The following is a 17,205-nucleotide window of genomic DNA, read 5'->3' as shown; positions in this document are numbered from 1 at the left end:
TGATGTGTAAACCATTTCAGTAAGGCTTTTCTGATTGTGTATAGTATTTTAGTAAGAAAGTAAATTATGTGTATAGTAAATCAGTAAGTATAACAAGAAAGGTGTATACTACTTTCAGTTAAAGACATATATTTTCAGAAACAAGTCATTTTCGACCTGCAAACAAGTTATTTCCGATCTACAAACAAGTCATTTCCAATTCGTAAATAAGTCATTTCCGACCTCTAAATAAGTTATTTGCAATCCTCCTCTTTTGAACGTGCATCCGCCATAGAAAAGAGCGCATCGGTATTGATCTCGGCACCCTCTTTCTCTATGACCCACCAGCCGTTTCCCTTGCTTCTGTGAGCTTTAGGGAAACCAAGTCTTGACATGGTGTAGCCGATACTCTGAGAAGTTATGTTCTGGCGCATTGCAGGATTGGTACAGATACGCTCCATGATCTCCGCATTGTATCGGAACTTCAGTCTGGTGCCATATTGCTCAGCTTTCTTTATGTCCGGCACGGTGTAGAAACGCTTCACCTGTTCCTCAGACAAGTTGACAACCATGAAGTATCTGTTGTGCACCTTCATTTTCTCTATGTCCTCGTTGGTCAACCAATATACCCAGTCGTTCTTCAAACCCTTTTTGCGGTTCTCCACCACCTTCTGACCGAGCGCCACAGCCTGAGCATAGATTTTGTCGTACTCAAGAGGATTCTCTATCGGACTGACGATGCACTTCACCTGCCAAGGAGAGTAGCGGCGGTTCTCCTCATCCGGGATAATCTGTATGGAATTGCTCGTGGCAGCCAATGAACTCCTGTGTCTCAGCTCCGAACGGTACTTGTCGTAAGGACGGCGGATAGAGAATTTCTGCTTGGTCATGTTGCTCTTGAAGGCACTCAGGTTCTTGCCGAAGATGGCCTCCAACTCGTCCAGACAGATCAGTGCCATGCTGAAGAACGCCTCGAGGAAATCCTTATCCATGTAGTTGGCAGAAGAATCGTTGAGGAAGTATGCTCTGAGAACTGGCGGCAGCAGATAGTTGAAGAAAGTGGTCTTGTAGATACCACCTTTGCCCACTAAGATGAGGATGGTCTGGTTTATCACAGTAGGATTCACCCAACCCACAACCATGCCGACAAACCATTTCTTGAAGAAATAGCGGAACTGCTCCTGGTCGTGGAAGTAACCCGGTAACTCTTCGATGGTGATACGGTCAGCCAGTTCGCCGATGTAGTCATGCTTACCGTCCCAAGGTGCCAAGCCTTTCAGGTACTCTTCCAACGGATCAAAATCCATGCTGAAATCACTGTCGATGATAGCCTCCAACTTTTTCATAGAAACGTCCATGTTAGATTCGTTCATCTCCACCCAGATAGAGTTCTTGATGGTATCCTCCAAGTTGGTCCACTTCTTGTATTTGGCATTTTCCACGAGGAGATTGCGGATTTCAATCTTGGATGTCATCTTGTTGCGGCGGAATTCCAGACGGGAGAGCAGCCACTGCTTGATGAAACGGATGGTAGGGCGGGCTGGCAGATCCTGATCCTTGGTATAGAAAGTCCAGGAACCGAAGCGGCTGGTGCCATGCTTATAGCAGGAGTTGATCACGCTGATGGCTGGGGCATAGTCGCCGCAGAAATGCTCCTGGGCATAGACTATCACCTCCTCCTTCTGGATGCCGTAGAGATTGCAGGTCCAGGCAAATCGGTTGACGTAATCATTGTGACTGCCACTTTCAAATGTCAATCCCCACTGCTTCATGAGATTCTCTACATGAGGAGCCACCAAGGCCATGGTAGGTTTTTGGCAGATGCTCGATGCTTTCTTTCTGCCGCCACCCGGTTTTCTGGTTCTCTTGACAGCAGCGGCGTCGTGAGGTGGAGTAGGCTTTGTGTTCTTTAGTTCAAAGTTGTGGATATCCCCGTCAGAGATACAGATGGGAGCAGCATCCCAGTTGAAGAACGCCTTCTCATCATGAGCCAACCCCGAAAGGCGGGTGAAGTCAGTACACTTCCTGTCAGCCTCCTTCCCCAAGAGCATCTCGTAGAAGTTGATAGCCTTGTTAAGAGACAACTCGTAGAGGTCGATCATCGACAGCTTGCAGTCATCCGGTCTTTTGTATTTGAAGAAGATGCGCAAACCATGACCGCTGATGGTGCGGTAGATGCAGCAGGAGTAGCTGGCAAGAGAAGCTTTACTGAAGACCGCCTCCAATTCCAGTTCATCCAGCCCATCGATGTCAATGAGTCCCAAGCCAGTAGCCCCCTTGATGTTGTCAATCTCTCTGCCTTTGCCGTCAAATTCCACGGCGATGGAGATACCCGGAGTCAGCGCTTTCAGTTCATCCGCACATTTCTTTCCGATAGCCAAGCGCTTTCTGTAGGCCTCGGTAAAGCCCTTGATAGAAGTATCCCGGGTGATGTAAGACTCGATCTGAGGAAGATCATTGATCGGACAGCTCATTTTAGAGTTGAGCGACTGAAAAAATGATGGACGATGAAGGGCATCCATTCCCTTTTGATTAACTTTCATTTTGTAGGTTTTAATTATTTTGTTAAAAATTTTGTATCTTCTTCTAAGTGCCATTAGAGTGAACCTTAGGTGAAGGTTTGGTGAATAGTGAGGCTTTTACCCTACTTTTTATACGAAATAAGGTAGAAATAAGGGTATTATAACTATCTGATTATCATTTCTTTATATCTTTATATACGCGTTGTCTATATATATTTAAAAAGAAAGGGTTCACCACTTGCCCGAAAAAGTGAACCCTGTAAAAAAGGGTTCACACCTCTAAAAGGCATTTTTTTGAGGGTGGAGACCTGCCGTTTATGGTTGTTGTTTTTGTATTCATTTTTTATTTTAATTTTAAAAACGTGCAGCAAAAGTAGGTAGAAATGATTTTTTTGGCGAGAAAAATGTACGACCGTACAATAAATGGCCATTTTTTAAGTTTTTATTAAAAGCAAGTTGCTTTTTTTTAAACTTAATAACAATTCCATGATACAAACCAAAAACAAAATAAAAGAGAAGTTAGCATCACATGTGAAAAGCGCCCACAATATTGATATGAGTACTTTAGTTATTGGTTATTCCGAACTAATTCATCATCTTTTTAATCCAGCGACGGGAGAATCCTATACGATGACAGAGTTGGGTGCCCAATTCGGCATAGATCGAACCACGATCAATCATCTCAGTAGGCGAAGAGGCATTCTGACCTTTGCAGAGTTTTTCTATCTGCTCTATATCATATTGTATTTTGAGAAGCCAGAAAATCGCCTGCCCAAAATCGTCAGCATTTTGAATGATATCTTTAAAGTCCTTCAGGAAGCGTCAGGCATCATACTCTTTCCAGAAGGCTTTCGTTTCGCGTTTTTTAAGGAGTGGAGTCAAGATATAGCAAAAGATACTGTAAAGACATAAAACGCACAATAATCGCAATAATACTATTGATTTTACGTTCTTTTCAAAGAAAGGGGTTGTGTGATAGTGGCTTAAAGGCTAAAAGCACTACCTTTGTACGCAATATAACAACAATACGTTTAAGGTCGCAAATTGTGATTTTGATAATTAATATAAATATGACAGACATAACGGAAAAGACAGAAAACGGCGAACTGGTCACAAATTGTGACCAGTTGGTTGTCATGGATAATATAGAGTCTCTAATAAAAGTAATTAGAGGACAGCAAGTTATGCTTGACAAAGACTTGGCAACGCTATATGGTGTAGAGACAAGAACTTTGAACCAAGCAGTCAAACGTAACATTCAGAGGTTCCCTTCTGATTTTAGGCTTCAGTTAACAATGGAGGAATGTTCAAAATCACAGATTGAGGAATATCATTCCTTTAGAGAAATTTTAAAATAACAGGTATGAAATATTTAATGCAAATATTACTTGGTTTAATACTTTTACAACTGCTGCAATCATGTGATTACAGTAAGAGTCGCGATGTGTTGTGGATGAAAAAAAAATTTGAAAATAATGCAGAGCTTTTTTTTGATGTTACTAATTTATTTAATAACTCTATTCCAATAAATTTAAAAAAAGAAAACTATGTTAATTTTAATATTAATGATAAAAATAATAGTGTTGATATTATTATAATGAGCAAAAATGTAATTAATGGAGAAAGAGTCACTCAAAAAGCTAACTCACAAAGGTTAGATAACAAGAATTTTAATCTATTATTGAAAAACTTAGGATGGAACTATTCAAAAGTTGATTCAATACGAAATATGTTACAGAGGATAAAATGCAATACCATTAGAACCGTTGATTATAAATATTTTGATATTGAAATTTATAATAGCTCTAATTTATCGTATTCATATTTACATCTCAAACATAGTATAGAGTACCATAATATTAAAACAATATCAAATAACTCTAAATATGGTAATCTGTTTTCCATTTCTGTAAACTAATAGCTTGTAGCCGAATAGTAAAAGAAAGCAATTGCAAGCGTGTAAAACAAACTGTATTAAACTATAATAATTATTGTTTAACACAGTTTATTGTACGCTCGGCATGAGCTTATTCTAATGGGTGCAAGTCCCTAACAAGCCCTAATAGCGGGAATTGTATAGCCAATAGCAAGGGGTATTCCATTCAGGATGTGGCAAAGTTGAGTGGTTAAGGGGTAAGTACCGTACAACGAGTTAGGCGATTACTAAAAATGCAATCACCGCAATAATACTATTGATTTTACGTCCTTTTCAAAGAAAGGGGTTGTGTGATAGTAGTTTAAAGGCTAAAAGCACTACCTTTGCATACAATAATAAGTAACAACACGTTTAAGGTCACAATTTGTGATCTCAAAAATAAAGATAGCAATATGGCAGATAATATAGAACATCAAGATAAAGGAGAACTGGTCGCAAATTGCGACCGGTTCAATAGTTTGAAGCACTCAACAGTTCGTTCAAATGTTCATTATGTAGGCTCCATAAAAGATCCGAATGGTGGATATGGCTATCCAATGATTAAAGATTATTCTGATTTTTTGAAGAGTCAACAAAAATTGAAAAATAAATGAGATTTATATTTTGTATTTTTTTGTCAGTTATAGGATTGGTTAGTTTTGGTGAAACATCTAAAAAACTTGAAAATGGTATCTATCATAATGAAACCAGTTCAAAATTGATAGAAATTAAAAATGACACACTAAAGTTCTATTCCTCCTCTTCTATAGAGGGGGAACAGAGCTTTCCTTTGGCTATTTGTCAAATAACTAAAGTCAGCGATACTTTTTTTGAGATAAATTCAATAGAAGGACCGATGCAAAGTGCTTTTAAAAACATTTTAATTATCGAAGAAGTTTCTGGTAATAAAACTCTTGCTGAAATACTTTTCAAAGTTCCGAATACAACTATGCCTATAAAGTTTAATGTTTATTGTGGAACTATTTCGTATTCTGAGATTACAGAAAAAGGGACATGTACTATAGTATTGAATCGTAATAGAATTAATTCTCCAAAAAGTTTCAGATTTACATTCCAACCAATGTATTATACCGAAAGTAATCCCGCAGGCCAATACTTTGGTGTCTTATACTACGAGTATCCGTATAAAGTGGATTTGAATACTGAGAAAAGTATTATTATAAATCTACCTGATGTAACAGATAAACTTTTCAATCAATATTATTTATTAGGAGAGTATATACAAGTTACACCAAATGGTATAAAATGGAGAGGTGAATACTACAAAAAGCAACAATAATCTTAGTGTGTTTACTATTCAATATGTCTTTGTAAACAATAATTTGTAAAAGTCCATCTTTGGTTCGAGTGTAAAATAAGCTGTGTTCTACTACAATGGGTAAACACAGTTTATTTACATTTCATTTCTTTATTAGGGCATAGTTATCCCGATTTTCTTTTTTAGGTTCGTTACCAAACGAATCTATCAGAATAATATGGTTGGCATCCTTCACCTTGTAGAAGGTATGCTCACCACTCGAAGGATGCACAAGCATCAGGATGTTGTAGTCAAGCACTTGGAAAGTTCCTCTTAACCTTTCCTGCTCGTTCTGCTTTTCTTTGAATGTCTGTATCAACAAATAGGTACCATCAGCATTTAACGTGAGTGTTGTTTCAACATCAGGTGGCAACACACCACAATATGTTCCTGCTATGGAATCCATGCCAGAGGCTAATGGTGAGGTCATCAATCAAAGAACAGTGCATGTGTTTGTGCCATACAAGTATTTGTATCTTTTCGATGAGCCAAGGATGGCTCATGTATCTTTCGAGGGCAGCAACAATGCATCTTATAATTGCGACATCATACGCCATAACGCCGAACTCATACATAGGGAAGATGGCAATTATTTTATGGCTATAGCCACAATGTGCACACAGGAGCAAAATGTCCCTGTGTTGCAAAAATACATGAAAGTTGATGTCAGAATCATCGTCAGCAACAAAACGTTATGGCAGCAGGTGTTCGGATAAGCTATATCCGAACACCGCCTACTATCTCCATAAAGGTTCATTTTCCCATCCTTGCGGAAATCCCATGGCATGCAAATCTACATTAGAGTATTTTGCAAAGAGTTTGAGTAGAGAACTTTTCAAGTCCATGCAAGGTTTAATAGTTTGTTCCAAATATAATAAGGTGCATAGCTGATGGTACAACTTGATAGGCTTCTGACTTGGAGTAATCCAATTGAGAGGAAGTCGGTTCGGTAATTGAGGTTTCAAGGCAAAACGCCTATTCCATATACGTGCATGATGAGCACAGCAATTACGAAGTACGGTAATGCACCTTATCCAACTTTCCAAATAAGTGTATTGAGGAAGTCCAAACTCTCTTGCCACTTGCTTCTTTAATCGATTGTCCTTAAACAGGCAAAACAACTTGGAAAGAGTACCAAATGAAACAACCTCCAAGGTCTTCCACACGGGTGGAAGAGCTGGATAATTATATTTCTCGGAATGTTCCTTGATAAAATCTTCATTTGAGCGAGACACCTCTTTCTTTATATTGTCAAGACAACCTTCATAAAACTCTGCATTCTTGAACAATGACGAATCCATAAACCAAAATGCCCCATGTTCCATTGAGAACACTTGAATCATCTTGGTTCGGAGAGAAATCTCAATATCTTGGATAGCCGTGAATATAAGTTGGCGTAGTTCTTTATCAAAGAGATAAAGGTTGATGGCTTGCTCGAATGTACTGCCGGATTTGTAAAGATGATGTTGTCGGTCTTGCTCCATGTATCGAAGATAACTAGCGATACGGAAATAGCTGATATTGCAAAGCTGTAATTTGGCTGTAGCTACATCCTCTATCATTAGTCCTCTGTTTTGGAGCAAGGCTAATTGTTCATCTATATTTATCGGTTGTTTGTCGTAGTTCATATACCCATATAAAAAGCGAAGTCCCACCGTGGTACGCATCGTTGAGAGGCGTGGTGGGATTTGTTGCTGCAAAAATACGCTTTTTTGTCGGAATCTCCAAATATTTTCTTAGAAAACTGCATTTCATGCATGGGATTTTACACAAAAAGTTCTAATTGCCATAAAAATCTCATCGTAATTCATTGGATATTTAGAAAATTATCGTATCTTTGTCCCCGAATTAAGGTGTTCTTTGTATATTGCAAAATACAGAAACGAGCAGAAGTCCGCTCGTTTCCATATTGTTACCTATATAATATAGGCAAACGCCCAAGTTCTTGATATTCAATCAAAGTCCTATTTAGAGCGAGTTAAAATACTTAATTTTACGTTCTTTTCAAAGAAAGGGGTTGTGTGATAGTAGTTTAAAGGCTAAAAGCATTACCTTTGGATGCTGTTAAATATGGTAATGTTCAAAGTCACAATTTGTGATTTTGGAAAAATGAATATAAATATGACAGATAAAATAGAAAAAAAAGGAGAGCAGCGAACTGTGTATATCACATAGGTGCATCCATTAAGGACTCAGGTAAAAAGTGGTTTGGTTTATCCAAGATGGAGATATATAGTATTAAAGCGCATCGCCAGTAAACGTCCTTTGTTATTTGATCCAAAATAGAACACTTTAAAAACGGAGGTAGAATGAATAGATATTTCGACTCTTACGGTTCAGACCCACGCCGCATCCAGTATGCTGGTAGCGAGACTGATGGCTTTTCTGTTGATTATAAGGTTATTGAATTTTCACTTGCGAAACTTCAATTAATTACACCTAAGCGAATTTCCACAAGTAAAAGGTTCTACTATCTTGCTGGATGAGTTTTATAATTTAAAATACACTATCTTCATGAATAAGTTATTAAAAATATTTTGTTTTTGTGGGTTGTTTTGCTTATGGAATTGTTGTAAAAATAGCATACATCCTAATCTTATAAACAAAAAAGTTTGTAAGCAAATATTGGTAAAAAATTATTTTGATGATAATGAATATATTATTAATGATGATATTTCAATCCAAGAACTGTATGAACTCTTACAGAATGCAACTCTCTGTGACATAATCAAATTGCCTCCAAGATTAGTATTAACTATAAAAGGAACAAATTATCATCAGACTTTTTTCATATGTGATGATTATATAAAAGATGACAAAAGAAAAATATATAGATGTAAAAAAAATATAGAAAAGGAGTTAAAGAAAATCATCAAAGATAATCGTTCACACAACGGTTTGGAACGTAGTGAATGGCAGGCTGTATATAGTGAGAATATTTCGCGTGGTCAACTAAACCGACCTTTAAGAACTTATTATATAACAACAAAAGCCCCGTCAGGTAATTATGTAGGGGGCGATGGTCCTTCTATTTTAGCAGACAAAAATATTCCAATTTCGCTATATTGGTATAAAAAGTAAAATAATTCGTACGATAAAATTGCTTACATATTTCATCGTACGAACATGTTGTTATTAAAAATATAGAACAGATGAAAATAAAGTTTACATTATTATTTTTTTTATTATTAGTAACATTTTCTGCAATTGCAAATTATAATTTGCCTAAGGAGAAACTCAAAAAAGTCAAGTTACAATTAAATAATAAAACTTTCGAACTCTGTGTACCTAAAGGATACATGTTGTCAATCAACTATACAACAGAAGAAATTGAATATTTGTTTAGATATCAAGATTCTTCATGTATCTATTTAAGTGGTTTCTTTTATTGTAAAAATGAACGAAATATAAGTCTTTTAGGGGATAGTATATATAATCTTCGTTTTCAAAACTCGAAACTAATTAAAGAAATTAACGAGCTTCTTACAAAGAACAAAATTCCTATAAAACCAGATACTATTAAATTGAAGGGAATTCAAGAAAATCAATTAATGTGGAAGGATATTCTATTGAAAGATATAAGTGTAGGCTATTATAATGTGTCGAAAATAAATGTCGCCTTATTTGATAGGTCAATATCGTCATTGAAACAGAAAATGAAATAATTAGAAATTGAAACCTCCCTATGAAGAATATGAGGCATCCAGGCTTTGGGAATTTGTAAAATCTTCAATAGAAGATTTAGTTGAGAATAATGATATTGAGCTTTTTACTCCGATAGAGTATATTGTAGGTCATATTTGCAAAAATATATCCTCAACTGATATAAATAGTGGAGAAAAGTCGCCCAAATAGAGCATTTCATCATATTAGAAATGTCTAAATGGAAGAGAGTGTAAAACAGTGCCAAGCTATAACAATTATAGTCCAATACAGTTTATTTTACACTCTCCATACTTTCTTATTCAGAATACAGTTCTTTCCGTCCTCTTTTTTAGTTTCATTGCCAAACGAGTCTATAAGAATAATGAAGTTTGTATCCCTCACTCTTATAAAATAGATTGTCCCCGCTCGAAGGATGCACAAGCATCAAGATGTTGCCGTCAAGCACTTGGAAAGTACCTCTTAACCTTTCCTGTTTGTTCTACTTTCATTGTATGACTGTATCAACAAATAGGTACCATCAGCATTTAATGTGAGTATTGTCTCAACATCAGACGGTAATACACCGCAATATATTCCAATAACGGAATCTATACCAATATTACAGCACTTTTTTGATTAATTCAACAATTCCATACAATATTCTCAAATTCCTATCGTTCTTTAGCTATAACATAAAAGACGAGCAACATGAAAGTATCAACAAAACAAGGTTATAAACCGCCTTAAAATTCAGTTGGGCTTATCTGAGGATAATTCCGTTAGCATCTTCGAAACATTTTCCATACTACGCCATACAGCGTTTTGTCCGTGTCACCGACACGGAGGGCAATGTAACGACCTCTACTTACGACATGGGTGAAATGTGAATGAAAGACCTCAAACTGTAAATGTAACAATAAAATGAGAAATCACATTTGTTTAATTACGCTTTACGCTTTTACCTATATTTTATACTCTTGCTCTATGGCGCAAGAGTATAATTCTTTCAATATAATATATTGTAAAGAAGTTTCCTCAGGATTACAATATAATAATTCTTGTGGAACGATAGAATATAAAGGGGAGAAATATACTATAAAAAAGAGTGTTTATTATGTTAAAAATAAACTGCAAAATGTAGATGTGTATAGGAGTGATGGTATAATATCCTATACTAAAAGTGAAGTAGAATCTGATAAAAAACTCGCAAACTATTTAGGGATTCCTTTGGTTAGAATTGTTGTGATTAGTAAGGATAAACTTTTGGATAATAATACATTATTTTCTTATGAAGCAAAAGGAGATTCTATATTTGTTAATCAGGCAAAAAATCTTGTCATTTACGTAAATTCTATTCAAAAGTAAACTCTATGGGGAGTTTTTTATTATGGTTCTACAAGAATTAGTGTGTTAACGAGAGTGTAAGCTAAACTGTGTCATGCTATCACTGTTATAGTTTAATGCAGTTTATTTGCATTTTGTTCAGTATAGTTTTCCCAATAATGAAGATTTATACTATTTTCTCCATTTACATAAAAATCCGTGGATAAGCCTATGATTACCCACGTTTTTTTGTTGGTATACTCGGCATGAGCTTATCTAATGGGGCAAGTCCCTAATAAGCCTGGTGTGGGAGGTCGGTAAATGTGAAAATAGGGAGCAACTGCCTTTTATGATTAGTATTTACCTCCTACCCGATTCGAAGCGAAGAATGCGCTTGTACCAGATGGTCGTTGTCTATTATTTCTGATTAATTTTCTTTTTAATTTCATTCACCTCTTTAAATAGGCTATTAGCAATGCTATCTTTAATTGCTGCCATCTGTATCATTTCGTTATGATAGCGAATTGAGTCCTCGTAAATATTTACACGAGTTCTCACATTCTCAATAACTTCTTTATTTGGGCATACAGAAAAGTTCTTTTCGATGTAATGAACATTGTGCGACTACAAGACCGTAAGCGTACTGCTCGGTCATGCCAATATTACAACAACCCTTAATCTCTATGTTCACCCGAACATGGAACAGAAGAAAAAGTGCATCAACAAGATGTTCAAGTCTCTTGGAAAATAGGGAAGAACAGGTGAAAGCCGAATATAGAGAAGTAATAAGTTTACTCCGCAAGGGATATTCCGTTCAGGATGTGGCAAAGTTGAGTGGTTAAGGGGTAAGTACCGTACAACGAATGAAGCGATTACTAAAAGTGCAATCACCGCAATAATACTATTGATTTTACGTTCTTTTCAAAGAAAGGGTTTGTGCAATAGTGGCTTATAGGCTAAAAGCACTACCTTTGAATGCTGTTAAATATGGTAATGTTCAAAGTCACAATTTGTGATATTGGAAAAATGAATATAAATATGACAGATAAAATAGAAAAAAAGGAGGCAACCTTTGCAGTGCCGTACAATGGCGAGGACAACAACGATTATGTCGATGGCAAGGGCTTCTGCTGCAATGACGGCAGCTTGGAGGCTGCTCAGACACGAGCTTTGGTGAGAGCTGCAAAGAATAACTTCCAAGAAGGCGACGCATACGAGAAGATGCAGTTCTACTACCACCCAGACCATTTGGGTAGCAGTAGTTACATCACCAACCTTGACGGCGAGGTGGTGCAGCATATTGAGTATGTGCCTTTCGGTGAAGTCTTTGTTGAGGAACGCAACAACATTTGGAATACACCTTATCTTTTCAATGCGAAGGAATTCGATGAGGAGACAGGATTGTATTACTATGGAGCGAGGTACTATGATCCGAGGTTGAGTCTTTGGCTTTCTATAGATCCCAAAGAGGAAAAATATTCCAATGTGTCAACGTATTGTTATGTTATTTCTAATCCGCTGAAATATACAGATCCTACAGGTATGGAAATTGATATGACAAAAGTTCGTTTGGCTGATGAACAACTTAAATTGTCAACAACTCAGTCTGTAATAAAAGATTTGGCTTCTCAAACGGGATTACAACTCAGTTTGGACAAGGATAACAAGTTGCAATATGCTAAAAATGATGAAGGAAAACCTATTGTTAATAAGATTACCAACAAAAAAGGAAAAGAAATAGATGCAGGAAGTAAAACTGCAAGGAATTTCTTGATAAAAATGATTGACAACAAAACCGAGATAGAAGTATCCTATCATGCTAAACGTACTGTTACATCTGGAACTCAAATAGGTCTCAGTTTTGAGCAAATCAGTAACATGGTTAAAGGTGCTGTTGGTGTAGATGGCAATACGCTTGGTTTTGGCATGACCTTCATACATGAACTTCATCATACAACAATAGGTGGAGACTATCATGATTCTACAGAACTTTTTGGAACTGGACCAGTTGTTGATAACATGAATATAATCCGCAATGAACTCAACAAACAAGGGTTTAATTATGGAGAAAGGTTAAATTATAAAGCGATCCATACAAAAGAAGGTAATATTATTCCTTTTAATGAATCGGCTTTAACTTCGTTGAAGTACAATAGTTCCATGGGGAAAAAGGCTCATTATATTAAAACAAAATGAGAATCATTATGAGAATATTCTTTTTGATGTGCATTTTGGGGGCTTCTTTGACGATAGCAGCTCAGAATATCATTTATGGTAATAAAAATGAGCAGAGAGCTATAAATATGGCATTTGATATTCTGCAAGTTTATTACCATTCAAAAGAACTGTGTGTTTCAGATTCGATTTATGATCTTGATTGGGATATTTTTTCAGATATGGTTGATACTCAGACCAAACAAATTCTCTGGTCTTATCGAATAGAGAAAAAATTTATTTGGAACGCTCCAACATATTCTGAAGCTTTATTATCTATATTCGGTCCTGAAACTTGTGATTCTTGTATGTATATAGCAAATTTTTCGGAGCCATATAAAGGAATGATAAGATGCGACATCCTACCAAAAGATAAAATGGTTGGCATTTATGGATCGCCTGTTATTTCGGCTTTTCTATTTAAATACAATAATAGAGGAGAAATTTATCAGAGCTATAAAGCTGAAGTCAATATAGACTAATTAAAATTCTTTCAAAAAGGGATTGTGTGAAATGGCACAGTCCCTTTTTATAAGATATTATACAAAGGTCTTTGTATGCCCAATTGTATGATTGCAACCCTCTCCATCTTCATCGCATTCCCATAAAGGTCTTTATTCCATAAAAGTTGTTATAAATGCTGCGAAAATTCTTGATTGTGACATTCCAACCGTAACTTTGCCAGTTCAAACAAATTAAATCATATCAAAATGTAGTAGAATTATAAAAAATCAGCAACAAAATGGAACACAAGAAACAGACCGGGCATGTCTGCCGATGGATGGCTTTTGGCATCACGATTGTCACCGTCGTCGTAGGATGTACCAGTGTAATCGGCCTATTTGAATGGTGCGACAGAAGCTGGATGGAGAACAGGAATTCAGAGACGCTCCTTTGGCGGAAAAGTATATATGACTTGAATATGCGTGTCGCCAAGTTATCTCTGCTTGGTGAGACATGGAAAAAATGTTAGACATATTATTGTGCGTTTTCTGATTATGCTGCAAATCAACGCAATAAATTCAATAGCCAATCGTTCTTTAGTTATAACATAAAAGCAAAACAATATGAACTATATTTGTCTTTGGGGAATATTAGCGTCTATAACAGGAATTGCAATAATGTTTTCAGTTATTAAGTTTAATTCAGTTTAAAATATCAACATAAAAGTTCTTCGTATCTGCATTTTTAGTACTTTTGCAAATGGAAAGAAAGAGGCTGTATACCTCCGCAATATGTATAACATTTAAAAAAGGAGAAAACTTGAGTTTTTCTTTCCTATGGCTAAGGCTTTAAAAACTATAGTTACCAAGTCATGCAAGGATAGCAGAAAATTTTCTCAAGCGGACTCATTGCATTATTATGAAACTAAAGTTTATAATTATTATAGCATTATCCATTTCGAATAATATGGCATTTGCTCAAGAATGGAATTTAACAGGAAGACTATTTGATAAAGCTGCAGGCTCTTTACCGTTGGAAGCCACGGAAATAATAGTAAGTCATCTTGATGGAGAAACTATCTCCAGTGGTTTTTCTGATAATCAAGGAAAGTTTACATTCTCTCTACCGTCAGGAAAGTTTGTCGTCAGATACAGACAATTAGGTGATATATTAAAAGCTGACACCATTGACGTACACAACAATGTTGATTTGGGCGATATCATGTTGACTGTGAAGGAGCACACACTGAATGAGGTGATGATTACCTCTCAGCGCAGACTATTTAGCCAGAAAGCTGGCAAACTTGTTTATCTTGTTCCAAACAGTCCCTTTGCCAGTGGTTTCAATATGCGAGATATGCTCCATAATATTCCTCGTATAGATCCGACAAGTGATGAAATAAAGATTATTGGCAAAAACGGTGTAGTTGTTTTGGTTAATGGTCATAGCATTAACTTAGATGGTAAAGATTTGGATATGTACCTACGCACCTTACCATCTGAAAATGTAAGCAAAATAGAACTTGTAACCAATCCTTCTGCCGAATTTGATGCAGAAGGCAATTGCGGAGTAATCAATATTATTCTAAAGAGTAAGCCTGTGGGGTTTGATGGGAATGTCCACACGGTGTTAACACAACGCTCTCACTTTAGCGCAGAAGAAGGAATTGGACTGTCTTTTTCCTCAGGCAATTTTTCTGTTGAATACAAAATAAATAATTCCAATGAAAAGCGCCGCCAAATAGTACAGAATACTTATTCTTATCCTGACTATATGCGCTTTACGACCGACAATACTTTAAATAGGTATGACATACTAGGTCAGAATCTAAATAGCAATTACCAATTAGGCGATTTGAATTTGGGATTTTTTGCAACATTAAATAATTCTCGCAGTAAAGCTCACCAAATGGGGCAGATGACTTTCAATGCAGACGCATGTCCATCGAATTCTTATTCCGAGTCGAATCACGATAAATACCGTTTGGAGACAATCTCCCCCTATGTGGACTGGAAACTTGATAGCTTAGGCAAAAAAGTAACGGTAAATTACAACTATATCCATGTCATTGACAAAATTAATCAGAATTTTGATTCGAGTACAGCACACAACTTCTCGAACAGCAATAATGATTATAGCTATATCGTCAATACCCTGAGCGCAGATTTAAACCTTCCGTTTACTTGGCTAAATTTTGAGTTAGGTGGAAAATATTCCCATTTCAGGACCAATAACGTCTCTGAGTTTGGAAGTAGAAATGGTTTTTTATATAAAGAAACGGTAACAGCCTTCTATGCAGATGTCAATCGAATGTTTGGTTCTTTTTACGCCAAAGCTGGTTTACGATATGAACACACCAATGATGATGGAATAACATTAGAAGGGCTGTCCGTTTCTAATAAATATGATCACTGGTTCCCATTTGCAGAAATCTCATACAATCCTTCAGATAATCATTCCTTTGCCTTAAGCTACAGCAAACGTATTGACAGACCTTCTATGAATGATATGAATCCTACACGTGTTTTTCGTAACACCTACACATACACCGAAGGTAACGATAGACTTACACCATCGGTCATGGACAATTTGGAGTTTAACTATGTGTTTAAAGGAAATTTCTCTTTTAACCTGTATTATTATCACACATCTGATGCCATACAGAATCTGACTCAGGTAGTGGATGACTTGTTCACCAAGTATTCTCCAAAGAATTGTCTTACCATTAATACTTTTGGTACAGATGTTAGTTATAATTTCTCATTTGGAAAATTCAATTTGTATTCAAGTGTATCTATGTTCTACGTTAAAGCAAAATCTTACGTTGACGAGCTGGATGACAAAGATTTGCGAAGTCTGAATACATCTTTTTCTGCCAATTTAAGTTACCGTTACAAAGTTTTGAACTTTTATGCGAACTATTATCATGTGCTTCCAGGAATAGAAGAATCCTTTCACACTGGAAACATCGATTGTGTCGGCTTAGGATGCAAGATTGATATTATTAAGAACAAACTTCTTTTGAATATACAAGCCCAAGACATCTTTAGTGGTACTAAGAGCAATAACAGAACTGAATATAAAGATTATGTCTTTAGAAACAGAATTAACAATGACAATACCTCATTCCGTGTGGGATTGACTTATAATTTCGGCAAGCAAAAAGCTAAAAAGGCAGATATAAACATCAGCAACAATGAAACTAATCGCTTGCCTGATATAAAGAAATAAGAAAATGAAAATTATACAAAGTTTTTGGACCGGCAACAAGAATAGTCTGACCGATAGTTATGGATAGCTTTTACCTATATTCAACTATCTTTAAGTAGTGTAACGTGATAGAAAATCATACAATTAGCGGCTATGTTCTACAAACAAATTACAGATAAAGAATCTCTTAAAATACGCAACGACATTTTTATAAAGGATGTTGTTCCAATCCTTGCTAAAAAGGGTTTTATTAAATCACCATTCTATACATCTTGTTTTGGCAGGACTGGCAACAATGGTACTTATATTTATGATATGTGTCGTTTACGCCAATGCAATCTTTTGGAATTTGTTACGACCAAAATAAGCAGTCGTGATAGATACATAAAAATCTATGTTAATACATTCGCGTTACATCCCAAAATAAAAGAAAAATATTCACTGAGTGAGATCGATGTCACTAAATATAATATATATCCCATTTCGACAAATTGTATGCAAAATACCATTATGACGATATTTGTCATTCATAACCCCTTGTCTTTTCCCCAACCCAAATGCTTCCGTACTTTCGCAGTATGGAAGCATTTTTAATTTATCTCTCCCCAAGTCGTGGGCGGACTTGTCCGACCCAC

Annotated in this window: 15 protein-coding genes and 4 pseudogenes; 15 read left to right on the top strand and 4 right to left on the bottom strand. The window is 36.1% G+C overall.

Translation table 11 applies throughout. From position 1 onward, the window contains the following. Positions 1–233 precede the first annotated feature (233 nt). Positions 234–2,522, bottom strand: a complete 2,289-nt coding sequence (locus EXN75_RS04460) for a BT4734/BF3469 family protein (protein WP_167639444.1) — start codon at positions 2,520–2,522, stop codon at positions 234–236. A 465-nt stretch (positions 2,523–2,987) separates the two neighbouring features. Here EXN75_RS04460 and EXN75_RS04455 point away from each other — a divergent pair, with 465 nt between their 5' ends. The 5 genes from EXN75_RS04455 to EXN75_RS04435 all read left to right on the top strand — a co-directional run bounded on the left by EXN75_RS04455 (position 2,988) and on the right by EXN75_RS04435 (position 5,716). Continuing rightward, on the top strand, positions 2,988–3,413 hold the full coding sequence (locus EXN75_RS04455; RefSeq protein ID WP_118120245.1) for a hypothetical protein: 426 nt from the start codon (positions 2,988–2,990) through the stop codon (positions 3,411–3,413). Positions 3,414–3,571: 158 nt separating this feature from the next. After that, positions 3,572–3,859, top strand: a complete 288-nt coding sequence (locus EXN75_RS04450) for an ORF6N domain-containing protein (protein ID WP_134842922.1) — start codon at positions 3,572–3,574, stop codon at positions 3,857–3,859. Positions 3,860–3,864: 5 nt separating this feature from the next. Beyond that, the gene (locus tag EXN75_RS04445) at positions 3,865–4,419 is read left to right on the top strand and encodes a hypothetical protein (protein WP_134842921.1); all 555 of its coding nucleotides are present in this window, start codon (positions 3,865–3,867) and stop codon (positions 4,417–4,419) included. 410 nt (positions 4,420–4,829) lie between these two features. Then, complete coding sequence (locus EXN75_RS04440; protein WP_118120241.1) at positions 4,830–5,030, top strand: hypothetical protein; 201 nt, start codon at positions 4,830–4,832, stop codon at positions 5,028–5,030. Next, positions 5,027–5,716: a hypothetical protein gene (locus EXN75_RS04435; RefSeq protein WP_134842920.1), complete on the top strand. Its 690-nt coding sequence runs from the start codon at positions 5,027–5,029 to the stop codon at positions 5,714–5,716. The genes EXN75_RS04440 and EXN75_RS04435 overlap by 4 nt, the downstream gene beginning before the upstream one ends. Positions 5,717–5,837: 121 nt before the next feature. Here the strand turns inward: EXN75_RS04435 and EXN75_RS04430 are convergent, their stop codons facing one another. Beyond that, positions 5,838–6,140 carry a copper resistance protein NlpE N-terminal domain-containing protein gene (locus EXN75_RS04430; protein WP_246031286.1) on the bottom strand — a complete coding sequence of 101 codons (303 nt, stop codon included), beginning with the start codon at positions 6,138–6,140 and terminating at the stop codon, positions 5,838–5,840. On the opposite strand from EXN75_RS04430, the gene EXN75_RS04425 reads away from it, so the two are divergent. Continuing rightward, the gene (locus tag EXN75_RS04425) at positions 6,130–6,450 is read left to right on the top strand and encodes a hypothetical protein (protein ID WP_233524785.1); all 321 of its coding nucleotides are present in this window, start codon (positions 6,130–6,132) and stop codon (positions 6,448–6,450) included. The genes EXN75_RS04430 and EXN75_RS04425 overlap by 11 nt on opposite strands. 21 nt (positions 6,451–6,471) lie before the next feature. On the opposite strand, the gene EXN75_RS04420 is transcribed toward EXN75_RS04425, so the two are convergent. Beyond that, a complete protein-coding gene (locus EXN75_RS04420; protein ID WP_233524784.1) occupies positions 6,472–7,434 on the bottom strand; it encodes an Abi family protein in 963 nt (320 codons plus the stop codon). A gap of 814 nt (positions 7,435–8,248) precedes the next feature. On the opposite strand from EXN75_RS04420, the gene EXN75_RS04415 reads away from it, so the two are divergent. The 3 genes from EXN75_RS04415 to EXN75_RS04405 all read left to right on the top strand — a co-directional run bounded on the left by EXN75_RS04415 (position 8,249) and on the right by EXN75_RS04405 (position 10,744). Continuing rightward, a complete protein-coding gene (locus tag EXN75_RS04415) occupies positions 8,249–8,815 on the top strand; it encodes a hypothetical protein (RefSeq protein ID WP_118120233.1) in 567 nt (188 codons plus the stop codon). Positions 8,816–8,886: 71 nt separating this feature from the next. Continuing rightward, positions 8,887–9,399: a hypothetical protein gene (locus EXN75_RS04410; RefSeq protein ID WP_118120231.1), complete on the top strand. Its 513-nt coding sequence runs from the start codon at positions 8,887–8,889 to the stop codon at positions 9,397–9,399. 901 nt (positions 9,400–10,300) lie between these two features. Continuing rightward, complete coding sequence (locus EXN75_RS04405; RefSeq protein WP_134842918.1) at positions 10,301–10,744, top strand: hypothetical protein; 444 nt, start codon at positions 10,301–10,303, stop codon at positions 10,742–10,744. Between the two features lie 375 nt (positions 10,745–11,119). On the opposite strand, the pseudogene EXN75_RS18610 reads toward EXN75_RS04405, so the two are convergent. Further along, a pseudogene (locus EXN75_RS18610) lies at positions 11,120–11,320 on the bottom strand (hypothetical protein); the annotation flags it as partial. A 1-nt stretch (position 11,321) separates the two neighbouring features. On the opposite strand from EXN75_RS18610, the pseudogene EXN75_RS17595 reads away from it, so the two are divergent. The 6 genes and pseudogenes from EXN75_RS17595 to EXN75_RS04375 form a co-directional block, all read left to right on the top strand. Beyond that, a pseudogene (locus EXN75_RS17595) lies at positions 11,322–11,453 on the top strand (tyrosine-type recombinase/integrase); the annotation flags it as partial. A 4-nt stretch (positions 11,454–11,457) separates the two neighbouring features. Then, positions 11,458–11,544 (top strand): annotated as a pseudogene (locus EXN75_RS18125) (recombinase family protein); the annotation flags it as partial. Positions 11,545–11,752: 208 nt separating this feature from the next. Further along, positions 11,753–12,247 (top strand): annotated as a pseudogene (locus tag EXN75_RS04390) (RHS repeat domain-containing protein); the annotation flags it as partial. Between the two features lie 647 nt (positions 12,248–12,894). Continuing rightward, the gene (locus tag EXN75_RS04385; RefSeq protein ID WP_089542656.1) at positions 12,895–13,398 is read left to right on the top strand and encodes a hypothetical protein; all 504 of its coding nucleotides are present in this window, start codon (positions 12,895–12,897) and stop codon (positions 13,396–13,398) included. Between the two features lie 260 nt (positions 13,399–13,658). Further along, positions 13,659–13,889: a hypothetical protein gene (locus EXN75_RS04380; RefSeq protein WP_134842917.1), complete on the top strand. Its 231-nt coding sequence runs from the start codon at positions 13,659–13,661 to the stop codon at positions 13,887–13,889. Positions 13,890–14,326: 437 nt separating this feature from the next. Then, positions 14,327–16,591 (top strand): outer membrane beta-barrel family protein, encoded by a 2,265-nt coding sequence (locus tag EXN75_RS04375; RefSeq protein WP_246031285.1) that lies wholly within the window; start codon positions 14,327–14,329, stop codon positions 16,589–16,591. The last annotated feature ends 614 nt before the right edge of the window (positions 16,592–17,205 follow it).

It is taken from the genome of Segatella hominis (assembly GCF_004535825.1).
Taxonomy (GTDB): Bacteria; Bacteroidota; Bacteroidia; order Bacteroidales; family Bacteroidaceae; genus Prevotella; species Prevotella hominis.
The sequence above is the reverse complement of the archived record's forward strand: the minus strand, read 5'-3'. Positions and strand labels throughout refer to the sequence as shown.

What these genes read in the sequence shown, in the direction of transcription:
- EXN75_RS04460 (WP_167639444.1), bottom strand. Translation starts at nt 2,522, where the DNA reads ATGAAAGTTAATCAAAAGGGAATGGATGCCCTTCATCGTCCATCATTT.
- EXN75_RS04455 (WP_118120245.1), top strand. Translation starts at nt 2,988, where the DNA reads ATGATACAAACCAAAAACAAAATAAAAGAGAAGTTAGCATCACATGTG.
- EXN75_RS04450 (WP_134842922.1), top strand. Translation starts at nt 3,572, where the DNA reads ATGACAGACATAACGGAAAAGACAGAAAACGGCGAACTGGTCACAAAT.
- EXN75_RS04445 (WP_134842921.1), top strand. Translation starts at nt 3,865, where the DNA reads ATGAAATATTTAATGCAAATATTACTTGGTTTAATACTTTTACAACTG.
- EXN75_RS04440 (WP_118120241.1), top strand. Translation starts at nt 4,830, where the DNA reads ATGGCAGATAATATAGAACATCAAGATAAAGGAGAACTGGTCGCAAAT.
- EXN75_RS04435 (WP_134842920.1), top strand. Translation starts at nt 5,027, where the DNA reads ATGAGATTTATATTTTGTATTTTTTTGTCAGTTATAGGATTGGTTAGT.
- EXN75_RS04425 (WP_233524785.1), top strand. Translation starts at nt 6,130, where the DNA reads ATGGAATCCATGCCAGAGGCTAATGGTGAGGTCATCAATCAAAGAACA.
- EXN75_RS04430 (WP_246031286.1), bottom strand. Translation starts at nt 6,140, where the DNA reads ATGGATTCCATAGCAGGAACATATTGTGGTGTGTTGCCACCTGATGTT.
- EXN75_RS04415 (WP_118120233.1), top strand. Translation starts at nt 8,249, where the DNA reads ATGAATAAGTTATTAAAAATATTTTGTTTTTGTGGGTTGTTTTGCTTA.
- EXN75_RS04410 (WP_118120231.1), top strand. Translation starts at nt 8,887, where the DNA reads ATGAAAATAAAGTTTACATTATTATTTTTTTTATTATTAGTAACATTT.
- EXN75_RS04405 (WP_134842918.1), top strand. Translation starts at nt 10,301, where the DNA reads ATGAGAAATCACATTTGTTTAATTACGCTTTACGCTTTTACCTATATT.
- EXN75_RS04385 (WP_089542656.1), top strand. Translation starts at nt 12,895, where the DNA reads ATGAGAATCATTATGAGAATATTCTTTTTGATGTGCATTTTGGGGGCT.
- EXN75_RS04380 (WP_134842917.1), top strand. Translation starts at nt 13,659, where the DNA reads ATGGAACACAAGAAACAGACCGGGCATGTCTGCCGATGGATGGCTTTT.
- EXN75_RS04375 (WP_246031285.1), top strand. Translation starts at nt 14,327, where the DNA reads ATGGCATTTGCTCAAGAATGGAATTTAACAGGAAGACTATTTGATAAA.